Below are 20918 nucleotides of genomic sequence, written 5' to 3'. Positions count from 1 at the left end.
AAAAGGTCCAGACACTTGAAAAGCGCCTGGACCCTCCCATTAGACTTCTGCGGCTTGATTTTTCCTCGTTAGCGTGAAGAAAGCGATTGAACCGATGGAGGCGGTTATAAATAATGTGGCTCCCATCGGCACGGCCGTACTTTCATCAAGGCCGACAAGCGGTGAAACCATCGATCCAAACAATAGCGGTAGCATTCCTAAAACAGCACTGGCGCTTCCCGCCCGATGACCCTGATGCTCCATAGCAAGCGTGAACGTACTGGTTAAAACCATTCCCATAGCCGTCATGTATATAAAGATAGGAATAACAAGCGAAGCCAGCGGTCCTTCAATGATCGTCATAACTAAAAGAAACGAAGTGGCACATACGGCGGTAATAACAGCCGTGCGAAGCAGGCTTCTCTCATGAATAATGCCGCCCAGACGCCCGATAAGGAAACTGCCCGTAATAATCGCCAGACCATTGATACCGAACAACACACTGAAAACTTGTGGAGACACTCCGTAAATACCCTGATACACAAATGGAGTTCCCGATACATACGCGAAGCTGCCGCCATGAACAAATCCGATCGTTAACGCATAACCAATGAAGGAACGGTCCTTCAGCAGCCGCCCAATTGTCTTAATAGACTCTCGAATTGAACTTGGAATTCGCTTTTCCGGCGGCAGGGTTTCTTTTAATTTCAGGGCTATCGTCGACACGATGATCAATCCTAGCAGGCAAAGAAAATAAAAAATCGTATGCCATGTTGCAAATGGCAATAACAAAATGGCTCCCCCTGTCATAGGTGCAATCATCGGCGCTGTAGCATTGATGACCATTAAAAGAGCAAAGAACTTTGTAAGTTCTCTTCCATCGAAAACATCACGCACAACTGCCCGGGAGAGGACAATACCTGCAGAAGCTGTAAACCCTTGAATAAAACGAGCTAAAACTAATATGTAGATATTAGGAGCGAGCGCACAAAGCAGAGAAGCAACCGCAAATAAGAATATGAACAGAAGTAAAGGCTTCCTCCTGCCTTTAGCATCACTGATCGGCCCTACTACAATCTGCCCGATCGCAAGTCCGATTAAGCAAGCCGTCAAACTCAGTTGGACGAGTGATGCAGAAGCATTTAAATCCGAGGCAATTCCCGGGAAGCTTGGTAAATACATATCTATATTCAGCGGACCTAAAATTCCGAGCATACCTAGAAGAAAAGCCAGGCCCAGACGTTCTTTTCCTGTTGGATTGTGAAGCATAAATCTCAGACACCTTTCTTTACGAAACCAATCGTTTATTTCCCTGTGCTGTATATCCCCAACTGTAATCAACTATTAAACTATGATTTTATCTTTCTTTAGATGATAAATCCACTTTTATGATTGAAAAGCTTCGAGACTTTAGCTCTTCCCCTACCCACAAGCCTGATTTACACCAATAACAAGTAAAAATAATCCATATGTGTTCCTCTATTGACGGAGAAGTTCACCGCTAATAGAATAGCCGAAGGAAAAAAGCCAAGGCTTTAAGTTTCAATTTATGAGAAAGATGAGGATTTACAATGCTATACCGTATGTCTATTTATATTCTTGGCATGTTTGTTAACTTTTTTGGTGTAGCCCTTTTGATAAAAGCCACATTAGGTGCAGGATTCTGGACCGCATTATTTGTAGGATTATCTGATCGGCTTGGTTTTACTGTCGGAATCTGGTACGCAATTTTTCAATTGATATTTATTTTTGTTAATGGCTGGCTCATGAAGCAAAAGCCAGAAGTGAGAGCCCTGCTCCCGCTAGTTTTGGAAAGTCTTATACTGGACTTTTGGGTAGAAATTGTATTTAAAAATATGACGATGGCTTCTGCTCCATTTCTGGTCCAGCTAGCTGTACTGCTTATAGGTGTCACCTTCAGTGCGCTGGGTGTCTCAATCTATATTTTACCTCAGCTGCCACGGGCACCTGTGGATCAATTATTTTTGGTGGTCGCAAAGAAATTCAATCTCAGCTTACGAGTGAGTCAAACGACTATAGCCCTTACCACTTCCACCGCCGCTTTCTTTGTTGGCGGGCCAGTCGGACTAGGAACCGCAGCTGGTGTGGCTTTTGCCGGCATCATGATCCAGTACTTTTACACGTATGGTTATCCTTTATATTATTTATACCACCCTCACTACCGTGAGCGGTTTACTCCCGTATTATAAACTTCAATCCCTCTGCTCTTCGGCAGAGGGATTTCTTATATTATTTTCAGCTACAAGTTAACCGACTTTCTAAGTAGAGAAAGGCCTCCGTCGAATATTAAACAGGGGGATTGAAAAACAAATAGCTTTAAAATTACAGGAAATTACGTGATAATGTTAAGATAGAAATCCTGCAAAAGGAGTGAATCAGATGATTGAACAAGAACGACACGTTCTCGTTATTTTTCCTCACCCCGATGATGAAGCTTTCGGAGTGTCAGGAACCATCACATCATATATAAAACAAGGGACTCCCTTAACTTATGCGTGCCTTACACTCGGTGAAATGGGCAGAAATCTTGGGAATCCGCAATTCGCAACACGGGAAACACTCCCCGATATCCGTCGTAAAGAATTAAAAAAAGCGGCAGAAGCAATGGGAATCGAAGACCTCCGTATGATGGGACTTCGGGATAAAACCCTGGAGTTCGAAGATGACCAGCAAATGAAACAAATGGTAAGAGATTTAATCGATGAGCTGGAGCCTTCTTTAGTCATTAGTTTCTACCCCGGCTTTGCCGTGCATCCTGATCATGAAGCGACCGCGCGAGCCGTAGTAAGAGCTCTTCGTGAAATGGAACCGGATCAGCGTCCTAAATTTCATGCGATTGCTTTCGCTAACGACACAGAAGAAAAGTTAGGCGAACCAGATGTTGTGAACGACATTCAAGCCGTACAAAAGGAAAAGCTGAATGCCATGCGTGCTCATATTTCTCAAACCGCTCGTATGCTTGAAATGCTTGAAGAAGGCATTAAAACCAAAGATCCGGAAGCCATGAAATGGGTCACTAATGAACGGTTTTACACGTATAAAGATTGGTCGATAGATCCAGGCTGATACAAGAAACAAGGTTGACTCTCCAAGAGTGCAGCCTTTTTTTCTTGCTGTTTCTAATTGAGGTTGCCTTTTTGGACTTCTTTGTCACATGAATGTCTAAAAACAGCCCATATGGATTATGCTAGAAATGTTATTATGTAGTCAGAAAGTACGGAAAGGAGTTTGATCATGAATCGATTAAAATGGAGTCCGCTCGTATTTATATTCATTTTACTATTAGCCGCTTGCGGTACTGATGCACAAAATCAGCAAAATAGCGAATCAGGTTCCTCGGAGGATCAAGTAGCTGAAATTCCAGAAGTAAAGGTATCATTTGGTGAACAGCCGCTACCTATAAAAGAGAAAACGACCATTGAAGCAGCCGTCACACAGGGGAATGAACCAGTAGAAGACGCTGATTATGTAGACTTTGAAATTTGGAACGAATCCAATGGACAGGAGAGTTCCAAAACCATTGAAGCGGATCATTCAGACGATGGCGTATATAAAATCGAGTATACTTTTGAATCCGCAGGTACCTATCAAGTTATTGCTCACACTCAAGTAGGAGATCTGCACACGATGCCTCAGGTTGAAGTTCAAGTTGGAGAAGAACAGTCATCCACTTCTGGTGACAGCAGTTCCCACAGTCACGATGATTCGCAGGGTCACGAAGATATGAAAGAGAAATTCATGGTTCATTTTATGAAGGAAGAAAATTTTCAAGCGGGAGAAGAAACAGAGCTCACCACCCACATTAATCAGATGGAGCAGCCATTCGAAAACGGTATAGTTCGGTTTGAAATCAGCTCTGAGCAATTGGATAAACATCTCTACGTGGAGGCCAAAGAGCAAGAACCTGGAGAATACACGGCTACCCACACCTTCCCTACTGCTGGTTCTTATACAATTACCATTCATTATGAGAAGCCAGAGCAAGATATCCATGGACATCAGGAAGAAACCATTGAAGTCGTTGAATAAGAAAAAGCCTGAACCTTTATGAAAGGTTCAGGCTTTTTGATTTATTAAATGTCGGCGTTTTGAAGTTTTTTCTGCTTCGCCATTTTCTCACGTTCGTTTTTATTCAAGTATTTCTTACGAAGTCGTACGTTTTCAGGCGTTACTTCGCAATACTCATCGTCATCCAGATACTCGATCGCTTCTTCGAGCGTCATTTTACGAGTTTTCTTGATGGTATTTGTCGTGTCTTTGTTAGCGGAACGTACGTTAGTTAAATGTTTCTCTTTGGTAATGTTAACCGTAAGATCATTCTCGCGGTTGTGCTCTCCTACGATCATTCCTTCATAAACCTCAGTACCCGGTTCTACGAAAATAGTTCCGCGGTCCTCAAGATTCATGATGCCGTAAGTGGAAGCTTTTCCTTTATCAAGAGAAACCAGTACACCTTCACGGCGCCCACCAACTTGACCTTTCGTTAATGGAGCATAGCCATCGAACGTATGGTTCAGGATTCCGTAACCGCGCGTCTGAGTCATAAACTCAGTAGAATATCCAATCAATCCACGTGATGGCACAAGGAATTCAAGACGGACTTGACCATTACCGTCGTTGACCATATCCTGCATTTCACCCTTACGGTAACCAATGGATTCCATAACACCGCCCTGATATTCTTCAGGTGTGTCGATTTGAACGCGTTCAACTGGCTCACAAACCTGACCGTCGATCTCTTTCAAGATAACTTTTGGCTTGGATAACTGCAGTTCGAAACCTTCACGGCGCATGTTCTCTACTAGAATGGACAAGTGAAGTTCACCACGGCCAGAGACTGTAAAGGCATCCGGAGAATCCGTAGGTTCCACACGAAGACTGACATCCGTTTCCAATTGAGTCAATAGACGTTCTTCGATTTGACGGGAAGTTACATATTTACCTTCACGTCCGGCAAATGGGCTGTTATTGACAAGGAATGTCATTTGCAGCGTCGGCTCATCAATACGAGGAATTTCCATCGCTTCCTGGCTGTCAGGAGGGCAGACGGTTTCACCTACGTTAATGTCCTCAAGTCCTGCAAGAGCAATAATATCTCCTGCTTTAGCTTCCTGGATTTCTATACGCTTAAGACCAATAAAACCAAAGAGTTTGGACACTCTGAAGTTTTTAACCGAACCGTCCTTCTTCATAAGGGAGACCTGCTGTCCCACTTTAATGCTGCCTCTGAACACACGTCCGACACCAATACGGCCCAGATAATCGTTGTAATCCAATAGCGTTACCTGGAACTGTAATGGCTCTTCTTTCGTATCTAAAGGAGCCGGGATGTTGTTCATGATTAATTTGAAGATCGGATCCATCGTCTCATTCTGCTCTTCCGGCTCATCACCTGATGTTCCGTTAAGTGCTGATGCATAAACAACAGGGAATTCAAGCTGTTCGTCATCAGCGCCGAGCTCGATGAACAGATCAAGGACTTCATCAATTACTTCACCTGGACGGGCATTCGGACGGTCAATTTTATTCAATACAACAACGGGCGTTAACTTTTGTTCCAGTGCTTTTTTCAGCACGAAACGTGTCTGTGGCATACACCCTTCATAAGCATCTACTACTAATAGTACGCCATCAACCATTTTCAGAATACGTTCAACTTCCCCACCAAAATCGGCGTGACCTGGTGTATCTAGAATGTTGATCCGTGCATCATTATAGTTGATCGCGGTATTTTTCGCTAAAATCGTAATTCCGCGTTCTCTCTCTAAATCGTTTGAGTCCATCGCACGCTCATCCACGTGTTCATTCTCGCGGAATGTTCCAGAGTAATGAAGCATTTGGTCAACCAATGTGGTTTTTCCGTGGTCGACGTGGGCGACGATCGCAATATTGCGAATATCATTTCTGTGTTGCATGAAGCACACACCTCTTTCGTATCACTAATTATTCAACCCTTCAATTATAACATAGTTATTCAGATATCGATACCAGTCCACAATTCTTTACATAATCATCATAATAACCAGCTTTCCTCTCTTATAAACTTAACAAACATGAAAGCATTGGGTAAAATAGCCATTGCGTGTAGATGAACGTGACGGGTAAAATAACTAGACTACCGCAAGAAATCAATTAATGAAGTTAGGTGTATATATGAAAACAAAAAGAATTGGAGATTGGCTGGAGGTTACTATTCCTGAAAAATGGAACGGATACACCATTGAACGGGTCCTGAAAAAAGAATGGTATGTCCCGAGAAAACTGGTTCACGAATTCCGCTCCAACAAAGAAGTAACGTTAAATAATGAAACCGCCAACTGGAAGGATACAAGAGTAAAAGCGAATGACCTTTTAAGAATTCGATTATTCAAGCCCCGCCCGCTTGACGTCACGCCTGTCTACATGGATATCGACGTTGTCTATGAGGATGACCACCTTCTGGTTGTTAATAAACCTGCTGGGTTATTCACGCACCCCAATACCCCAGAGGATCAGAACACGCTGGTTAATGGAGTTGCCTTTTACTTTCAGATGAATGGGATTGAAGCCACCCCCAAATATGTTCACCGGCTCGACAAAGACACTTCAGGTGCGATTCTTTTTGCCAAACATGACCTGGCCATTGCCATGCTTGGGAAGCAATTGCAGGATCGGAATATTAAAAGAACGTATATAGCTTGGGCTCATGGACGGTTAAAGCCGAAAAAAGCCACGATAGATCAGCCTATTGGAAAAGACCGCCACCATCCGGTAAGACGCCGTGTTTCGCCAAATGGTCAGCCAGCTGTTACGACGTATGAAGTCCTTGAATACGATCAGGCTAAAGAAGCTTCCCTGGTTAAACTTAATCTACAGTCGGGACGGACGCACCAAATTCGTGTGCACATGAGTTATTTAGGCCACCCGCTTCTAGGTGACGAACTTTATGGAGGACAAGAAAAAAGTGGACTATCTCAGGCTCTTCATGCCGCACATCTGACATTTATCCACCCTTTCACCGAGAAAGAAGTTCGTTGTCTGGCTATGCCTTCTGAAGATTCGCCTTTTTTCACAAATGCCCACGTAGAAGCTTTGGAAAATTTGTAATAATTACCTGCTTTTCGTTATGGATTTTGAGTAAAAGGTGTGCTACTCTTGGCATGTTAACCTGTCAAAGTAAGAGAGTACATGAAGCAATAGATATAGAACGATTCGACGTCGGGACGAAGGGTTAACTTTATACCACATACAGAAAGCCGCTCTTAATTAAGAGCGGCTTTCTTTGCCTGTTGAGAATTAAATCTACAGCACTGTTTAACTATTCAGATGAACTATATTCTTGGCTTACCTGTTCTTGAATACTCGTCTTCCGCTATCTCCTTTAAGTTTTCTGATCGGCCAACGAGGAAGTTCGTCATATATTTCTTTAGAAATAGCCGATTGAAAATTCTTCCAACAGGGCCAAATGGAGATTCGAATTGCAGGATATCCGTCATAAGCGTACCCTCGTTCTGTTCTTCAAAAAGATGAACATGAATAAGGGAATGAAAGGCCCCTTCCTCCATGCGGTCAATGAATTCATAAGGCGGATTCATTGAAATGATTCGGGCCGTCAAAGTCTGGCGGACTCCTAAATGAATGGCTTCCCACGTAACAGTTTCTCCTTCTTGTATTAAACCTTCTGTCACACCGGCCACCGCACGCTCTTTTGTATGTGGGACAGACCGCGGATGGAGACTGATATTTCTGGCGATGTCAAAACAAAACTCGATTGGCACGTCAATCCATATCGCAACTTTCACCACCGGCATTCCATTCCCTCCTTTAGCCTATAGCATGTTCAACGTTATTGTTGATTTAAACATCTAAGTTCTTCCACAATAGGGCCGGATACTTGAAGACTCAATTTCGAGCTAATGGATGGTGGAAGGGGCGGAGGGGAACGGCTCGCTTTCCGCGGGCGTTTGTTGAGCCTCCTCGAGCTAAAGCTCTCCGGGGTCTCACCTAAACCGCTTATCCCGCAGGAGATTCCTATGGGATTTTAATGAGAGGTTCTTGTATTAAAAAAAGCCCTCCGTTATGATGCATTTGTTAGGCAAACACAAACATCAAAAGGAGGACTCCTCTTGAAGCATAATAGGAATCAGAAAATAAATCAAATGGACGAAAATACCTTAGTTATCGGAATAGACATTGCGAAGAGAACACACTATGCTTGTCCCCTGGACGATCGTGGCAGGAGCTTCAACGGCCTGTCGCCATTCCTCAAAGCCTGAAAGGGTTTGAAGACTTTCGTAAACAGGTGGATCAGTGGCTAAACCATTATAAGAAAAACCATGTGCTTCTCGGGTTCGAACCAACCGGGCATTACTGGAAGAATTTCGCTTCATTCCTAACGGAATCGGACCTTTCTTTCGTTGTAGTCAATCCCATGCATGTCAAGCGATCAAAAGAGTTTGACGATAACCTGCAAACGAAAAATGATCAAAAAGACGCGCGTGTGATTGGAAAACTTATGGTCGGGGGCTTTTTCAGCTACCCGAGAATTCCGGAAGATGTGGAAGCTGAACTAAGAAACGGTTCGGCTTTGAGATGGAAACTCAAAGAGGAACGTACCCGTCTCCATAACCAGATGACCGGATGGTTAGACCGATACTTCCCAGAATTCAAAACGGAAATTAAAGACTTCGGACAATTAGCCTGTGCCATCTTAAAAGAGACGCCTCTGCCCCAAGACCTGATCCATGAGGACGTAGATGCGTTAGCCCGGCACTATAAAGAAAACGCGGGCGTAAGAGCCCCAGCGAAGAAAACCATTCGAGGCATGAAGCGTCTGGCAGAGACATCCATTGGCCTGACCGAAGGATCCGAAATGGCTCGCTTTGAAATCGCCACCCTTGTCGAACAATTCCTTCTTGTGGAACGTCGATTAGAAGAAGCCAATGATCGTTTAGAGGAACTGGTGATCCAACTCGAAGAATTCGCCTATCTTGTATCCATTCCCGGCATCGGGAAGAACACGGTCATTGACCTATTCGCGGAAACCGGATCCCTCAAGCAGTATAAACATCCACGCCAACTTCTTAAATTAGCGGGATTAGCACTGCGAGAGGACTCTTCCGGAATACACGAAGGGAAGAAGAAACTTTCCAAGCGTGGTCGAAAACGGCTGAGAAACCTTCTGTATCGCGCCATAATGCCTCTGGTTCAAAATAATCAGGTCTTTAAGGAACTGTATCAGTACTATACGACACGCCCTGGGAACCCTTTAACACATAGGGAAGCGCAGGTCGTGCTTAGTGGTAAACTCTTAAAAATCTTTTTTGGTCTTTCTAAACACCAGGTTCCTTTCCGTGAGGAAAGAATGAGACAGGACCTTCACTGCCTTAAACCGGCAGCGTAAGGAACCGAGCGTTTTCACCCCCATATGATGACACGGAGTAGCTGGCACCAACCGAGACGAAAGACCACGAGTCCATGCAGGAGAATAAAGCCAGCCTCTGCCTTATGATGAGACCATATGCTGGAATGCAGGCACACGAAGCCATGAGCCATGGGAGGGTACGTCCTCATAAGAAAGCAGAGATCCAAGGTGCATCCATAGATTTCAAGGGAAACTCTAATTCATTAGAGAACGCAACGTGTCTCCTTCAATTCCTCAAAATGTAATAAAAGGAATTAACTGTTTCCCATAAAGACTTGAAAAAATTTTAAAAAAGATGAAATAGCTTATAAACCCTGATGTATCAACTTTTCCGGAGGGAGTCTCACCGTTCCCCTCCGCCCCTTACGATATGTTCCTTCAGGATGACTCCCGTTCGTTTCATTAAAATAAGCAAAAAAACGTTTGAAAACCTTGTAGTAGAGCCTTTTCAAGAGTGTTTACTTTATAATCATGAACCTTAGGTTTCGTTCTGCTACCTATGGGAATGGGGGATGGGAAATGGTGAGACTCCTGCGGGAAAGGAAAGGCTGGCGAGACCCCGGAAGTCGAAGACTGAGGAGGCTTGCCGTCTTCCCCGCGGAAAGCGAATCATTTCCCATCCCCCATTTTTTCCATACGAAATAAACGAAACCGGTCTTAAAGAAACGGGAGCGTTTCTTTATGAGGCATTGGTGTTTCCGATAGATTCCAAAGCATTGGTGTGGATTCCTTTATCATGCTTACCATAACTTAAGAAAGACCAGTGCGATTATCACATTCCACTGGTCTTTCTTATCGTTATTTTATATTGCTGTATAAGATATCGTATTTTTCAGCGCATGCCAGATCAAGCTCCGTAAGTCCCTTGGCATTCCACGAAGTCAGCTTCATAGTAACCACCTTATAATCAATACTGATGAAGGGGTGGTGCTGAATTTCTTCCGAATATTCGGCTACTAGATTAACAAAACGGATACCTGAGAGAAAGTCTTCAAAACGATAGCGTTTAACAATAAACTTGTCATCCGTCAATTTCCAGCCTTCTAATCCTTCTACTCGCTGCTGCTTTTCATCTTCAGGAATAAGCTTCTCTTCCATTTGGATTCCTCCTTGTTAAGCAAATTTGTTATTGTGCACTAATATCCATAAATTCATTTAAATCTTTCAGACAAAGATCAAGAGCCTGCTCCCAGAATTCAGGCTTCTCTAAATCTACATTCAGGTGCTTAGCAGCCAGATCTTCTGTACTCATCCGTCCCGTATCCTGCAGCAGGGCAATATAATCATTTTCAAAATTGCTGTCAGAGTTCAGAGCTTTTGCGTAAATGCCCAGACTGAACAAATAGCCAAAAGTGTAAGGGAAATTATAAAACGGGACGTCGGTAATGTGAAAATGAAGTTTGGATGCCCAGAAGGTTGGATCATATTCATCCAGTGCGTCTACGTAGGCTTCCTTCTGTGCCTCAACCATGAGTTCATTTAAGCGCTCCGCTGAAACCACTCCCTTTTTACGCTCTTCATAAAACCTCGTTTCAAACAAGAAACGAGCGTGGATGTTCATAAAGAAAGCGATGCTTCGCTGAACTTTGTCCTCAAGCAGAGTCATTTTTTCGGTGTCATTGGCCGCATGCTTCACGGCTGCATCAGAGACAATCATCTCAGCAAATGTCGACGCGGTCTCAGCCACGTTCATAGCATACCCCTGATTCAGTGCAGGCAGATCATTCATTACATGCTGGTGATAAGCATGTCCCAGTTCATGTGCGAGCGTGGCCACATTAGAAGGTGTACCGGAATATGTCATAAAAATCCTTGTCTGTTCGCTGTCAGGAAAGCTGGTGCAGAAACCTCCAGGTCGTTTGCCAGAACGATCTTCTGCTTCAATCCAGCGCTTTTCAAAAGCCATTTCTGCAAAATCCGCCATTTTAGGACTGAACGAGCGAAATTGCTGAATAATAAACTCAGCTCCTTGTTGAAAACTCATCGTCTGTTCCGCTGAGCCAACAGGGGCTTCTACATCGTAAAAGCTTAAACGCTCTAATCCAAGCATATGCGCCTTCCTTTTTAAATAAGGAAGGTAGTGTTTTTTGTATTTCGTGATGGTCTCCCACATGGTATTCAAGGTATTTTCACTCATACGATTGTATTCGAGCGGTTCTTTCAACACACGCTCCCAGCCTCTATGTTTATAGGTTTGAAGCCTGAAACCAGACAGATGATTCAGTGTTTCACTGAAAAGATCCGTCTGCGCTTTCCAAGTGTTCTGCAGCTTATCAAAGACTTCCTTACGTACAGTACGGTCAGGTGAGCCCAGCAAGTTTGAAGCCTGTCCTACGGAAAGTGTTTTTCCTTCATGAGTAATACCTAATTTCCCGACAATGGCATCATACATTTGCCCCCATGCGTGGTATCCATCAATTCCCAAATCGTTAATTAATGATTCCTGGCGCAGTTCCAACTTATCCTTAGCAGCCTCTCTTCTTTCATCAAGGATAAACTCCAGCTGACGCAGAGGACCATGTTTCAACAATGATTTCCAGACATCCTCATCCGTCTGAACTAACTTCTGATCAAATTCTGTGAGCAGATTCCCAAACGCAGCACTTAGCTCATTCTGTCTGGACTGCCAGGCTCCTGCCTTTTTATCATTAACATCTTGAGCATTCAAGCAGCTAATGAACGCTCCTATTTCTCCCAGTCGTTTTGTTACCAGCTGGATTTGATTCACAACTTCGGAGAGTTCTTTAGTCTGATCGGTATTTTTAGGAGATGTAAAAGAATGTACAAGGCTTTCAAGCTCACTGATCTCCTGTTCTGTTTGCTCAACGTAGCTGTGGAGCTGTTCAGATTCGCTGCCTCCTGCAAAGATCGTTTCTAAATCCCACGTTTTATGAACAATAGTCATAACGTTCCCCTTTCTTTTTATGTAAACGTTCCCCCACTCAATTGTATCAGAATTTTTACACGTAAGGTAAAGTGAACGTTTCGCTAAAACGCTCGATTGCTTTTTAAAGGATACTTTGGTATTTTCAATGAAAAGACGTCTTAGCCAGAAAGGTCGATTTAATGCGATACCGAAGAAATGAAACGTTAAGATATACCTTCGATGAGCCTCTCCCCGCTGCCTTTAAATTAATTAAGGTCGATAAAAAACCGGTCAATTCCTCCATGGGGTCCGGCAGAGTCATCGACATCAGCCCTGGCGGTATGAAACTAGCTTCAGATGTACATATTCCTACAAGCAAAACAGTCCACTTATTTGTCACCACCTCAATCGCTGGTCAAGACCTTTCTTTTACAGCGGAAGTCATATGGTCGAAGCCGGCTCGCGGCCAATATCATTACGGCCTTGATTTTATCGGTGATCATCATGAAGAAGTGATTCAGTCTTTAAAAAAACACAATCAAATAAAAGACAAAAAACCTCCGGAGGATTAAAATTCCTCTGGAGGTTTTTTGTAATTACTTTTCTAAATGGTGGACCTGCGCTTCAACAACTTTGACTAGTCGATGGTCATTGTCCAATTCAGCGATTTCCTGAAAGGCCTTTATTCTCCCTTTATCAACTATACGTTTCTGCATTTCAACGGCTTCCTGATCCTGCTCATTATCGTAAAATAAAGCCGCTGCGATGACCTCTGCAAGATATACCGGATCTTTCTCAACGTATTCTATATAAGACACCGCCGGCTGGACCAGCCTGTCATTCGGTCCCAGTTTTCGAATCGGTGCTCGTCCTACACGAGTAACTTCGTCTGATAAGTCCGGGTTCTCGAAACGGCTTAATATAGTTTCAATGTAGTCATGATGAACCTCTGCATCAAATTGATATTTTTCGATCAGAACTGCTCCTGATTCTTGGAGTGCACCTCGGATTTTCTCTTTAATAGCCGGATCATCCATAACTTGCTTAATCGTCTCGTGTCCATGGAATTTTCCTAAATAGGCAGCCACTGCATGACCAGTGTTCACAGTGAAAAGCTTCCGCTCGATGTAAGGAGTCAAATCATCGACATACGTAATCCCCTTGATTTCCGGAGGATTCCCTTTAATAGCGGTCGTCTCTACTACCCATTCAAAATAAGGCTCCACTTTAACCGTTAATAGATCATCCTGATGCTGATCCGGTACAATTCGATCCACAGCAGAATTCGGAAAGCCGATATTCTCACTGATCCAGTCTTTTTCCTCAGCATCTACGTGCTCAAGAACGTGATTTTTCAAAATTTCACTCCCGCCTACCATATTTTCGCAGGCGATTACGTTTCCTTTTTCCTTTTTATGAAGAAGACCTTTGGCCAGTACAGGAGCAATAACAGACAGTATATTGGGACCAACAGCCGTAGTAATAATCTCAGCTTCTTCAATAGCCTTAATAACTGCCTGTTCATCGTTGATGCTGTTCAACCCTGAAACATTAGTAACCTCAAGCGAACGATCTGTGCCGGCAAGGTCTACGTGGTAGGACCTTTTCTGGTTTAGTTCATCGATTAATTCACCATTTACATCTAAAAATATGGTTTCATAACCTGCCTGCGATAACAGTGCGCCAATGAATCCTCTTCCGATATTTCCTGCTCCAAAGTGAACGGCTTTCATTATTAATTCACCTCATTAAAGATGCTGATAATTTCTTCTTTGGATTGAGCATTTAGAATGGTATCGATATTCTCTTCTTCTGAACATACAATGGCAATCTGGGAGAGGATCTGAAGGTGTTCGTCTCCTTTACCAGCGATGCCAATGAGCAATTTCACGATATTACCGTCACCAAAATCAACACCGTCTGGAACGGTAACTACGGCAAGGCCCGTTTCTTTCACTGATTTCTTCGCATCTTCCGTACCATGAGGGATGGCTACGTAGTTCCCCATAAATGTTGAAGTAACTTCTTCTCTTTCCAGCATTTTGTCAATGTAAGCTTCTTCTACATATCCACCGTTATGAAGCAAACCTCCCACATAACGAATGGCTTCTTCTTTTGAGCTGAACTGTGCATTCAATTCAATTGTGTTGGACGTTAAAATATTATCAGACATATTCATTCTCCTCTTTTCATAATTAAGATATTTTTTTCTTAAAAAACTGGTGAAGCTGGTTAGACACATAACTTTTGATTTGGTCTTCTTCTTCCTTTTCAAGCACCCTGATCATTTCAGGTTCTTCAATAAGCAGGGAGCTCAAGAAACTGATAACCTCCAGTCCTTCCTTACTCATGTCCTGTGGGGCCAGCATAAGGATGAACACGGACGACGGCATTACTTCGCCATCCATTCCCGTGACCTCCAGGGCTTCGTTAAGCTTAATAATGGTGAAGGACGCCTCACGAACAGCGGGATGCCTGGTGTGATACAAGGTAAGAGTGGTATCTGGAATCCCTAGTCCTCCCACAGTTTCCCTGTTCAATAAGGCTTCCGTAATGGTTTCCGCTTCTGTGAGTAAGTTTTTGTTCTGTAATGATAGACATGCGTCGTAAAGTATTTCTTGTTTGGATCTACTTGAGTGACTGAGCACATACAGACCGTTTAACAACTGACCAACGGTTGCAGCATATCGCTGAATGCCGCTTACAGATTCTTGTATAGTCTGCAGCGTTTCATCTTCTTGTTCCACATTTTCTTTGATCGGCTTCATACTGTTCGTAATCTTCAATTTTCGAATTCGATGTTCCAGCCGTTGAATATCCGCATTCGGCAGCATTGGGTTCACGAGAACATAATTTTCGATACTATCGAGCGGAATCGTAGATACGACTAAATCATAATCCTCTTTCGTTAGTTGATCTAAATCGAACAGAGACTGGTGATCCACTTCTTCAATCTCCAAAAATTGCTTCTTAAGCTTGGCAGCTAAAATTTTGGCGGTGCCTATGCCGCTTGAACAGACTACTAACGCTTTAAGGCCGCGTGAATCTTCCATATTTAACAAAGCACTGGCAAAGTGCATCACAAGAAAAGCTGTTTCCTCTTTCGGAAAAGTAATTTTAGGGAATACAAACTCTGTTGCTCGTTCAAGCGTTAGAAATAATTCCGGATAGTCCTGCTCAATTTGTTCTCTCAGTGGATTTTTAATATCCATTCCCTGATGGATCCGATATAAACTAGGCTTCAAATGCACTACCAGATCATTCAACAGTTGATCGGAATGGTGAAGATTCTGTTGTAAGGCATTCGATACGAACTCAATCAGCTGTTTTGCTTTAAAAGCAACACTCAGACTACTGTCTTCCAGAATGTAATCCTGGTTGTAACGGACTTTTGCCCCCATTAAATGCATCGTAATATAGCCGGTTTCCGCTTTTGGAATCGATAACTCAAAGATTTCTTCTAACTTGCTGATTAATTTACCAGCGATATCAAATTCTTTTGTTGACTGAAGACGAGTCAAATACTCGTCTTCCATCTGTATAAATTCCCCTTGCTGTAAACGTTCAATCGCTAAGGCCAAATGAATGACTAATCCAATATAAGCACTGTCAGCCAAATGATAAGGAAGCTCCGCCCTAATCGAGTTAACCGTTTGTTCAATGGTGCTGATGTTTTGCCGGTCAACCAGACCAAGCAAGTGATCGGAAACAGCATCAAGTGAAGGTGCGGCCGGAGATTGAATGTTTTCTCGCAGCAATTTAAGAAAATCATGCTCATTCATATGCTGCATAATGATATATTGGATAGCTTCACGAATGTTGCCTTCTTCCCCCTGAACTTCAACTCCGTATCCACGCTTACGGATCAGCTGGAGTTGAAATTTAACAAGAATCTCTTCAATCTTATCCAGATCATGACTGATAGTGGCCACTGTGACACCCAGTTCGTTTGATAAAGTCATGAGTTTGACCGGATCCTGAGACTCAAGCAGCCAGGAGAGAATAAGCACATGACGCTCTTCGGGTGTGTAGTCTAAGGAGTTTTGTTCATTAATCGACATTCGTAAATCCTGACGTCTTTCCTCTTCACCAAGAATCGCTATTCCTTTACCAGTCTTCTTTTCTAAGGATAACCCGTGACTTTCGAGAACGTCTTCTACGCCTTTTAAATCCCGATGGATTGTTCGTGCACTCACATCCAGAGATTCAGCTAGGTCTTTAATCGTTAGGTCTTGAGGAGTCTCAAGCAGCATTTCAATCAGTCTTCGTTCTCGTGCCGAGACATACATACATCCTTCCACTCCTCTCTGCCCTTCAGCCCCAGGGAATAGTAACCGGGCAGAAAAGAGTCTGATCAAACAGACTCTTTTCTACTCTTCACTATTTCTTCAACTCTTCTACTAACTCATCATACTTTGGACTGTTTAAGAAATTATCGACGGACACATGATGAGCACTTGGAACTTTTTGCTTCGCTCGCTCTGTTAAGTCTTTATGAGTAATAACGATATCCACATCCTGCGGCAGATCATTTATCGCCATGTTCGTCACATTAATATCAATTCCTGCTTTCTTGAATTTATTTTTCAAGAGGGATGCGCCCATAGCACTGGATCCCATTCCCGCATCGCAGGCAAAAATGATTTTGTCCACTTTAGCCGCGTCTACATCAGTTACTTCTGCTGTGCCGCCAGTTTCTTCAGTAGTAGATTTGTTTTGCAATTCTTCAACAAGCTCATCGTATTTCGGGCTATTCAGGAAGTTATCAACGGAAATATGGTGAGCATTGGGAACTTTCTGCTTCGCACGCTCCGTTAAATCTTTATGGGTAATGACGACATCTACATCCTGAGGCAGGTCGTTAATCGCCATATTCGTTACTTCAATATCAAGGTCTGCTTTTTTGAATTTATTTTTTAATAAGGATGACCCCATAGCGCTCGATCCCATGCCGGCATCGCAAGCGAAAATGATTTTATCCACCTTAGAGTAATCAAGCTTAGGAACCTCAGCTGTATTACGGTCTTCCGCTGAATCTTCTGCAGGCTGTTTACCAGATAGTTGTCCGGAGACACTGCTTTTTTTCCCTTTCATTCCTTCCATCTTAGCTGTTGCTTCTTCAATATCTCCCTCATCTTCACCTTTGCTTGCTTTCAATATAATTGAGGATACGATAAAGGAAACAATAGCAGCTACAGCTACACCAGCAGCAACTCCAAGATAATTACCTCTTGGGGTCATACCCATAATAGCTATAATACTTCCAGGTGAGGCTGCGGCTGTCAGTCCAGCATTGAAGAAAGCGAAGGTTGCTGTACCCGAGACACCACCGGCAATGGCCCCTAATATAACAAGTGGTTTCGATAGAATATACGGGAAGTAAATCTCATGAATTCCACCCAAGAATTGAATAATCGCTGCACCTGGTGCTGTTTGTTTAGAGACTCCTTTTCCAAAGAACATAAAGGCTAGTAATACGCCAAGACCTGGACCAGGGTTTGCTTCAAGTAAGAACAGAATCGATTTTCCTGTTTCTACAGATTGTTCCGTACCAAGAGGAGTAAGGATTCCGTGGTTAATAGCATTGTTCAGGAATACTACTTTGGCAGGTTCAATAAATAAGTTGGCTAATGGTAATAAACCAGCTGAAATTAACAAGTCTACTCCCACACCAAGAAGATCTGTGATACCTGAAAATAGCGGACTTAATGTATAGTAGGCAAGTACAGCTAGTGCGGCTCCTAAAATTCCTGCTGAGAAGTTATTAACGAGCATTTCAAACCCTTGGCGAACTTTTCCGTCAAAGAATTCATCTACTTTCTTCATAGCATAACCGGCAATTGGACCAGCAACCATGGCCCCAAGAAACATTGGTGTATCCGGTGAACCGACAATAACACCCATGGTAGCTGTAGCGGCAACTACCCCTCCGCGTAAACCATGAATCAAGCGTCCACCTGTAAAAGCAATTAATAATGGCAATAGATAATTGATCATCGGTCCAACCATAGCGGCTAAATCTTCGTTCGGGAACCATCCGTCCGGAATAAATAGTGCTGTAATAAGTCCCCATGCAATAAAGGCGGCGATATTCGGCATGATCATACTACTTAAAAAGCTGCCGAACTTCTGGACTTTTGCCCTCATTCCCGCTTTCTCTTGTTGTTCACTCATTTTGTTTCCTCCTTCGTCTCTCAACGCTTTTTTTCTCTTTGTCTGTAACTTTATTTTAAAGCGGTTACACCGCTATATACAATACAATCTAAACGCATGTTTGTCAGAGTCATTGTTGACATTATTAAATAAAGACCGTCTTCCATTCGATTTTCCGCTGGAGGATCACCTTTTATAGTTATATCCTGGGGGTTATTCGTTTATGTTGGACCTTCAACGAGAGCAGAGCATCAATGAACCCTGTAATTGATGGATTGAAGCCCGCTAACTGTATTTTGACTCTGTTAATTTACCTGCAATGTCTGTTGTTCGCACTTCTTCTCTTTCCTCTTTATAATAGAAAGCATCATGATTACAACGGAGGTGGACCTGCCTTGTTCGAACAGCATAAAGGCTTTCAAAGAATGCTTAAGGAAGACAAACTATCATTTGGTGTTAATGTTCCGCTAGAAAATTACGATAAAGAACCACCACAGATGATTCACCAGGTTGAAAGAGCGCAGCTTGCTGAAAGAATGGGTTTTCAGTGCCTATGGTTTCAGGATGTATTATTGGAAGACCCTACTTTTGAAGATCCGGCTACCGGACAAATTTTCGACAGTTTAATTTATCTTACCTATCTGGCCTCACAAACCTCGTCTATTAATTTAGGAACAGCGGCTCTGGTCACATCTCTGCGTCATCCGCTTCGAACGGCTAAAGAGGCAGCCAGCATTGAGCGACTTTTTCCTGAACGGCTCATGCTTGGAATTTCATCTGGTGATCGTAGGAAAGACTTTGAAGGCCTGGGAATTGATATTATGAAACGAGGCGAGTTGTTTCGCGAGAGTTTTCATTATTTCAATGAAGTTATTGCTGAGGAATTTCCGGAGGTGGATTCAGAATTCGGTAAACTCCACAAGTCGAACCTGGTCCCCAAGCCCACATGCAGAATCCCTGCTTTTATGACAGGCTATTGCCAGCAAACCTTGGACTGGGTGGCTGAGCATGGAGATGGGTGGATGTTCTACCCTCAGCCTCCCGACAAGCAGCAAAAGACTATTTCAGATTACAGAGAAAAAGTGAAGGAATATCATGGTCCTGACGCTTTTCGTCCATTTTTCATGCCTCTTCCGCTGGAATTAATGGAAGATCCTGATTATCCGCTCGAGAAAATTCCTGCAGGCTACCGAACAGGTAGAAAGCGCGCGGTCGAACTGCTTGAGGAATATAGAAATGCAGGAGTTAATCACATCATGTTTGGCCTGTCCAAGAATAAACGACCAGTCCCTGAAATCATTCAAGAATTGGGAGAATATGTACTGCCCCACTTCAACACATCAACAGAATAATCATGTTAAAACCCCCCACCTCAGGTCATCCATAATCTGGATGACCTGAGGTGGATAAAAATGGGGGTATGTGAGGAGGATGAAAATGAGTAAACCTGAAGTTATGCTTCTTGGCACATTTCATATGGCGATGGAGCCTCAAACCGTGAACGAACAGCAGAATCATATCCATACGGTCGTGGAAGCTTTTAAGAAGTATAACCCGACTAAGATTGCTGTTGAGAAGCCCTTTCTTATTGAAGAGGAACTAGATCGTAAATATCAAGAGTTTCAATCCGGTGAATTAAAACCCGCCTACGATGAAGTCGAACAAATTGCCTTTAGACTGGCTCATGGGCTCGAGCATCCTCGAGTCTATCCTGTTGATGAAGTGGTAGACATGAGTTCTCCTTCCTTAAATCAAGTCTTTGAGTGGGCTAAGGAACATCAGCCCGCATTATTCCAGGAGATTCTTGAGGTTCAGTCAAGGATAAAAAAGATGGAAAACGATGAAAGTATGCTGCATACTCTGGCTTATATTAATCGACCTGAGTATATCCAAGAGCTGCAAAGGGTGTACATGAAGCTTACAAAAGTCGGCAACCGCCAGCACCAGGTCGGTGTTCAGTGGTTAAAACAATGGCACCACCGGGATTTAGCCATCTCCGCTAATATTGCCCGGATTGCTGGCTCTGATGATCGAGTCTTAGTACTAATTGGAGGCGATCATCTTCACCTGCTTAATCAGTTCTTAAGCGACAGCGGAGACTTTATCATGCAGTCACCTCTCCCCTATCTGCCAAAATAGAATCACATAAAATATTCCACCTCAGGTCATCCAGATACTGGATGACCTGAGGTGGAAGTTAATTGAAATAAACTTATGGTTTTTCATTAGGATCTTTTTCTTCTTCCTGGAGGAAGTCTTCTTCTTCGTGGAACTCCTGACTGGTTTGACCGGTAATATAGTCAAAAGGAGTGTAAGAATGAGAAGTATCAATCGACTCTTTTTTAATAAACAATTTATAAGCTACGAGAATAATTAATATACATACGGCTGCCCCAACGATTAATATCCCGAAAGCATTCAATATCATAAGGATCCTCCTTTTGGTCTATTTTAACATGAAAAGCCTGCGTGCATGGCACGCAGGCTTTTCATCGA

General features: G+C 43.1%; 18 protein-coding genes. 8 read left to right on the top strand and 10 right to left on the bottom strand.

The features are described from left to right. Positions 1 to 39: 39 nt before the first annotated feature. Positions 40 to 1248, bottom strand: a complete 1209-nt coding sequence (locus ACTWPM_RS05715; RefSeq protein ID WP_443132104.1) for a Bcr/CflA family efflux MFS transporter — start codon at positions 1246 to 1248, stop codon at positions 40 to 42. Between the two features lie 302 nt (positions 1249 to 1550). Between ACTWPM_RS05715 and ACTWPM_RS05710 the strand changes: the two genes are divergently transcribed. The 3 genes from ACTWPM_RS05710 to ACTWPM_RS05700 all read left to right on the top strand — a co-directional run bounded on the left by ACTWPM_RS05710 (position 1551) and on the right by ACTWPM_RS05700 (position 4029). Then, the gene (locus ACTWPM_RS05710; protein ID WP_443132103.1) at positions 1551 to 2189 is read left to right on the top strand and encodes a YczE/YyaS/YitT family protein; all 639 of its coding nucleotides are present in this window, start codon (positions 1551 to 1553) and stop codon (positions 2187 to 2189) included. Between the two features lie 190 nt (positions 2190 to 2379). After that, positions 2380 to 3066: a bacillithiol biosynthesis deacetylase BshB2 gene (gene bshB2 / locus ACTWPM_RS05705; RefSeq protein WP_443132102.1), complete on the top strand. Its 687-nt coding sequence runs from the start codon at positions 2380 to 2382 to the stop codon at positions 3064 to 3066. A gap of 168 nt (positions 3067 to 3234) precedes the next feature. Beyond that, the gene (locus ACTWPM_RS05700; protein ID WP_443132101.1) at positions 3235 to 4029 is read left to right on the top strand and encodes a FixH family protein; all 795 of its coding nucleotides are present in this window, start codon (positions 3235 to 3237) and stop codon (positions 4027 to 4029) included. Positions 4030 to 4073: 44 nt separating this feature from the next. Here ACTWPM_RS05700 and typA read toward each other — a convergent pair whose 3' ends face one another. Further along, on the bottom strand, positions 4074 to 5915 hold the full coding sequence (gene typA, locus ACTWPM_RS05695; RefSeq protein WP_443132100.1) for a translational GTPase TypA: 1842 nt from the start codon (positions 5913 to 5915) through the stop codon (positions 4074 to 4076). Between the two features lie 238 nt (positions 5916 to 6153). On the opposite strand from typA, the gene ACTWPM_RS05690 reads away from it, so the two are divergent. Next, positions 6154 to 7086, top strand: coding sequence for an RluA family pseudouridine synthase (locus ACTWPM_RS05690; protein WP_443132099.1), 933 nt, complete (start codon positions 6154 to 6156; stop codon positions 7084 to 7086). 224 nt (positions 7087 to 7310) lie between these two features. Here ACTWPM_RS05690 and ACTWPM_RS05685 read toward each other — a convergent pair whose 3' ends face one another. Beyond that, positions 7311 to 7790: an SRPBCC family protein gene (locus tag ACTWPM_RS05685; RefSeq protein ID WP_443132098.1), complete on the bottom strand. Its 480-nt coding sequence runs from the start codon at positions 7788 to 7790 to the stop codon at positions 7311 to 7313. A gap of 404 nt (positions 7791 to 8194) precedes the next feature. On the opposite strand from ACTWPM_RS05685, the gene ACTWPM_RS05680 reads away from it, so the two are divergent. Further along, positions 8195 to 9382: an IS110 family transposase gene (locus tag ACTWPM_RS05680; RefSeq protein WP_443132097.1), complete on the top strand. Its 1188-nt coding sequence runs from the start codon at positions 8195 to 8197 to the stop codon at positions 9380 to 9382. 819 nt (positions 9383 to 10201) lie between these two features. On the opposite strand, the gene ACTWPM_RS05675 is transcribed toward ACTWPM_RS05680, so the two are convergent. Together ACTWPM_RS05675 and ACTWPM_RS05670 are read right to left on the bottom strand one after the other, a co-directional pair. After that, on the bottom strand, positions 10202 to 10501 hold the full coding sequence (locus tag ACTWPM_RS05675; protein WP_443132096.1) for a 4a-hydroxytetrahydrobiopterin dehydratase: 300 nt from the start codon (positions 10499 to 10501) through the stop codon (positions 10202 to 10204). 28 nt (positions 10502 to 10529) lie between these two features. Next, positions 10530 to 12308: a M3 family oligoendopeptidase gene (locus tag ACTWPM_RS05670; RefSeq protein ID WP_443132095.1), complete on the bottom strand. Its 1779-nt coding sequence runs from the start codon at positions 12306 to 12308 to the stop codon at positions 10530 to 10532. Positions 12309 to 12469: 161 nt separating this feature from the next. Between ACTWPM_RS05670 and ACTWPM_RS05665 the strand changes: the two genes are divergently transcribed. Further along, the gene (locus ACTWPM_RS05665; protein ID WP_443132094.1) at positions 12470 to 12841 is read left to right on the top strand and encodes a PilZ domain-containing protein; all 372 of its coding nucleotides are present in this window, start codon (positions 12470 to 12472) and stop codon (positions 12839 to 12841) included. 24 nt (positions 12842 to 12865) lie between these two features. On the opposite strand, the gene ACTWPM_RS05660 is transcribed toward ACTWPM_RS05665, so the two are convergent. From ACTWPM_RS05660 to ACTWPM_RS05645, 4 genes are all read right to left on the bottom strand, one after another. Then, positions 12866 to 14002 carry a mannitol-1-phosphate 5-dehydrogenase gene (locus tag ACTWPM_RS05660; protein WP_443132093.1) on the bottom strand — a complete coding sequence of 379 codons (1137 nt, stop codon included), beginning with the start codon at positions 14000 to 14002 and terminating at the stop codon, positions 12866 to 12868. A 2-nt stretch (positions 14003 to 14004) separates the two neighbouring features. Further along, a complete protein-coding gene (locus ACTWPM_RS05655) occupies positions 14005 to 14442 on the bottom strand; it encodes a PTS sugar transporter subunit IIA (RefSeq protein WP_443132092.1) in 438 nt (145 codons plus the stop codon). 22 nt (positions 14443 to 14464) lie between these two features. Further along, the gene (locus ACTWPM_RS05650) at positions 14465 to 16558 is read right to left on the bottom strand and encodes a BglG family transcription antiterminator (protein WP_443132091.1); all 2094 of its coding nucleotides are present in this window, start codon (positions 16556 to 16558) and stop codon (positions 14465 to 14467) included. A gap of 91 nt (positions 16559 to 16649) precedes the next feature. Continuing rightward, the gene (locus tag ACTWPM_RS05645) at positions 16650 to 18443 is read right to left on the bottom strand and encodes a PTS mannitol-specific transporter subunit IIBC (protein ID WP_443132090.1); all 1794 of its coding nucleotides are present in this window, start codon (positions 18441 to 18443) and stop codon (positions 16650 to 16652) included. A 404-nt stretch (positions 18444 to 18847) separates the two neighbouring features. Between ACTWPM_RS05645 and ACTWPM_RS05640 the strand changes: the two genes are divergently transcribed. Continuing rightward, on the top strand, positions 18848 to 19774 hold the full coding sequence (locus tag ACTWPM_RS05640) for a TIGR03571 family LLM class oxidoreductase (protein WP_443132209.1): 927 nt from the start codon (positions 18848 to 18850) through the stop codon (positions 19772 to 19774). Positions 19775 to 19859: 85 nt separating this feature from the next. Further along, positions 19860 to 20561, top strand: a complete 702-nt coding sequence (locus ACTWPM_RS05635) for a DUF5694 domain-containing protein (RefSeq protein ID WP_443132089.1) — start codon at positions 19860 to 19862, stop codon at positions 20559 to 20561. Between the two features lie 73 nt (positions 20562 to 20634). Here ACTWPM_RS05635 and ACTWPM_RS05630 read toward each other — a convergent pair whose 3' ends face one another. Beyond that, complete coding sequence (locus ACTWPM_RS05630) at positions 20635 to 20850, bottom strand: DUF3951 domain-containing protein (RefSeq protein WP_443132088.1); 216 nt, start codon at positions 20848 to 20850, stop codon at positions 20635 to 20637. Positions 20851 to 20918 lie beyond the last annotated feature (68 nt).

The organism is Halobacillus sp. K22 (assembly GCF_052246795.1).
Classification (GTDB): domain Bacteria; phylum Bacillota; class Bacilli; order Bacillales; family Halobacillaceae; genus Halobacillus.
This window is presented reverse-complemented; position numbering and strand designations above follow the sequence as displayed.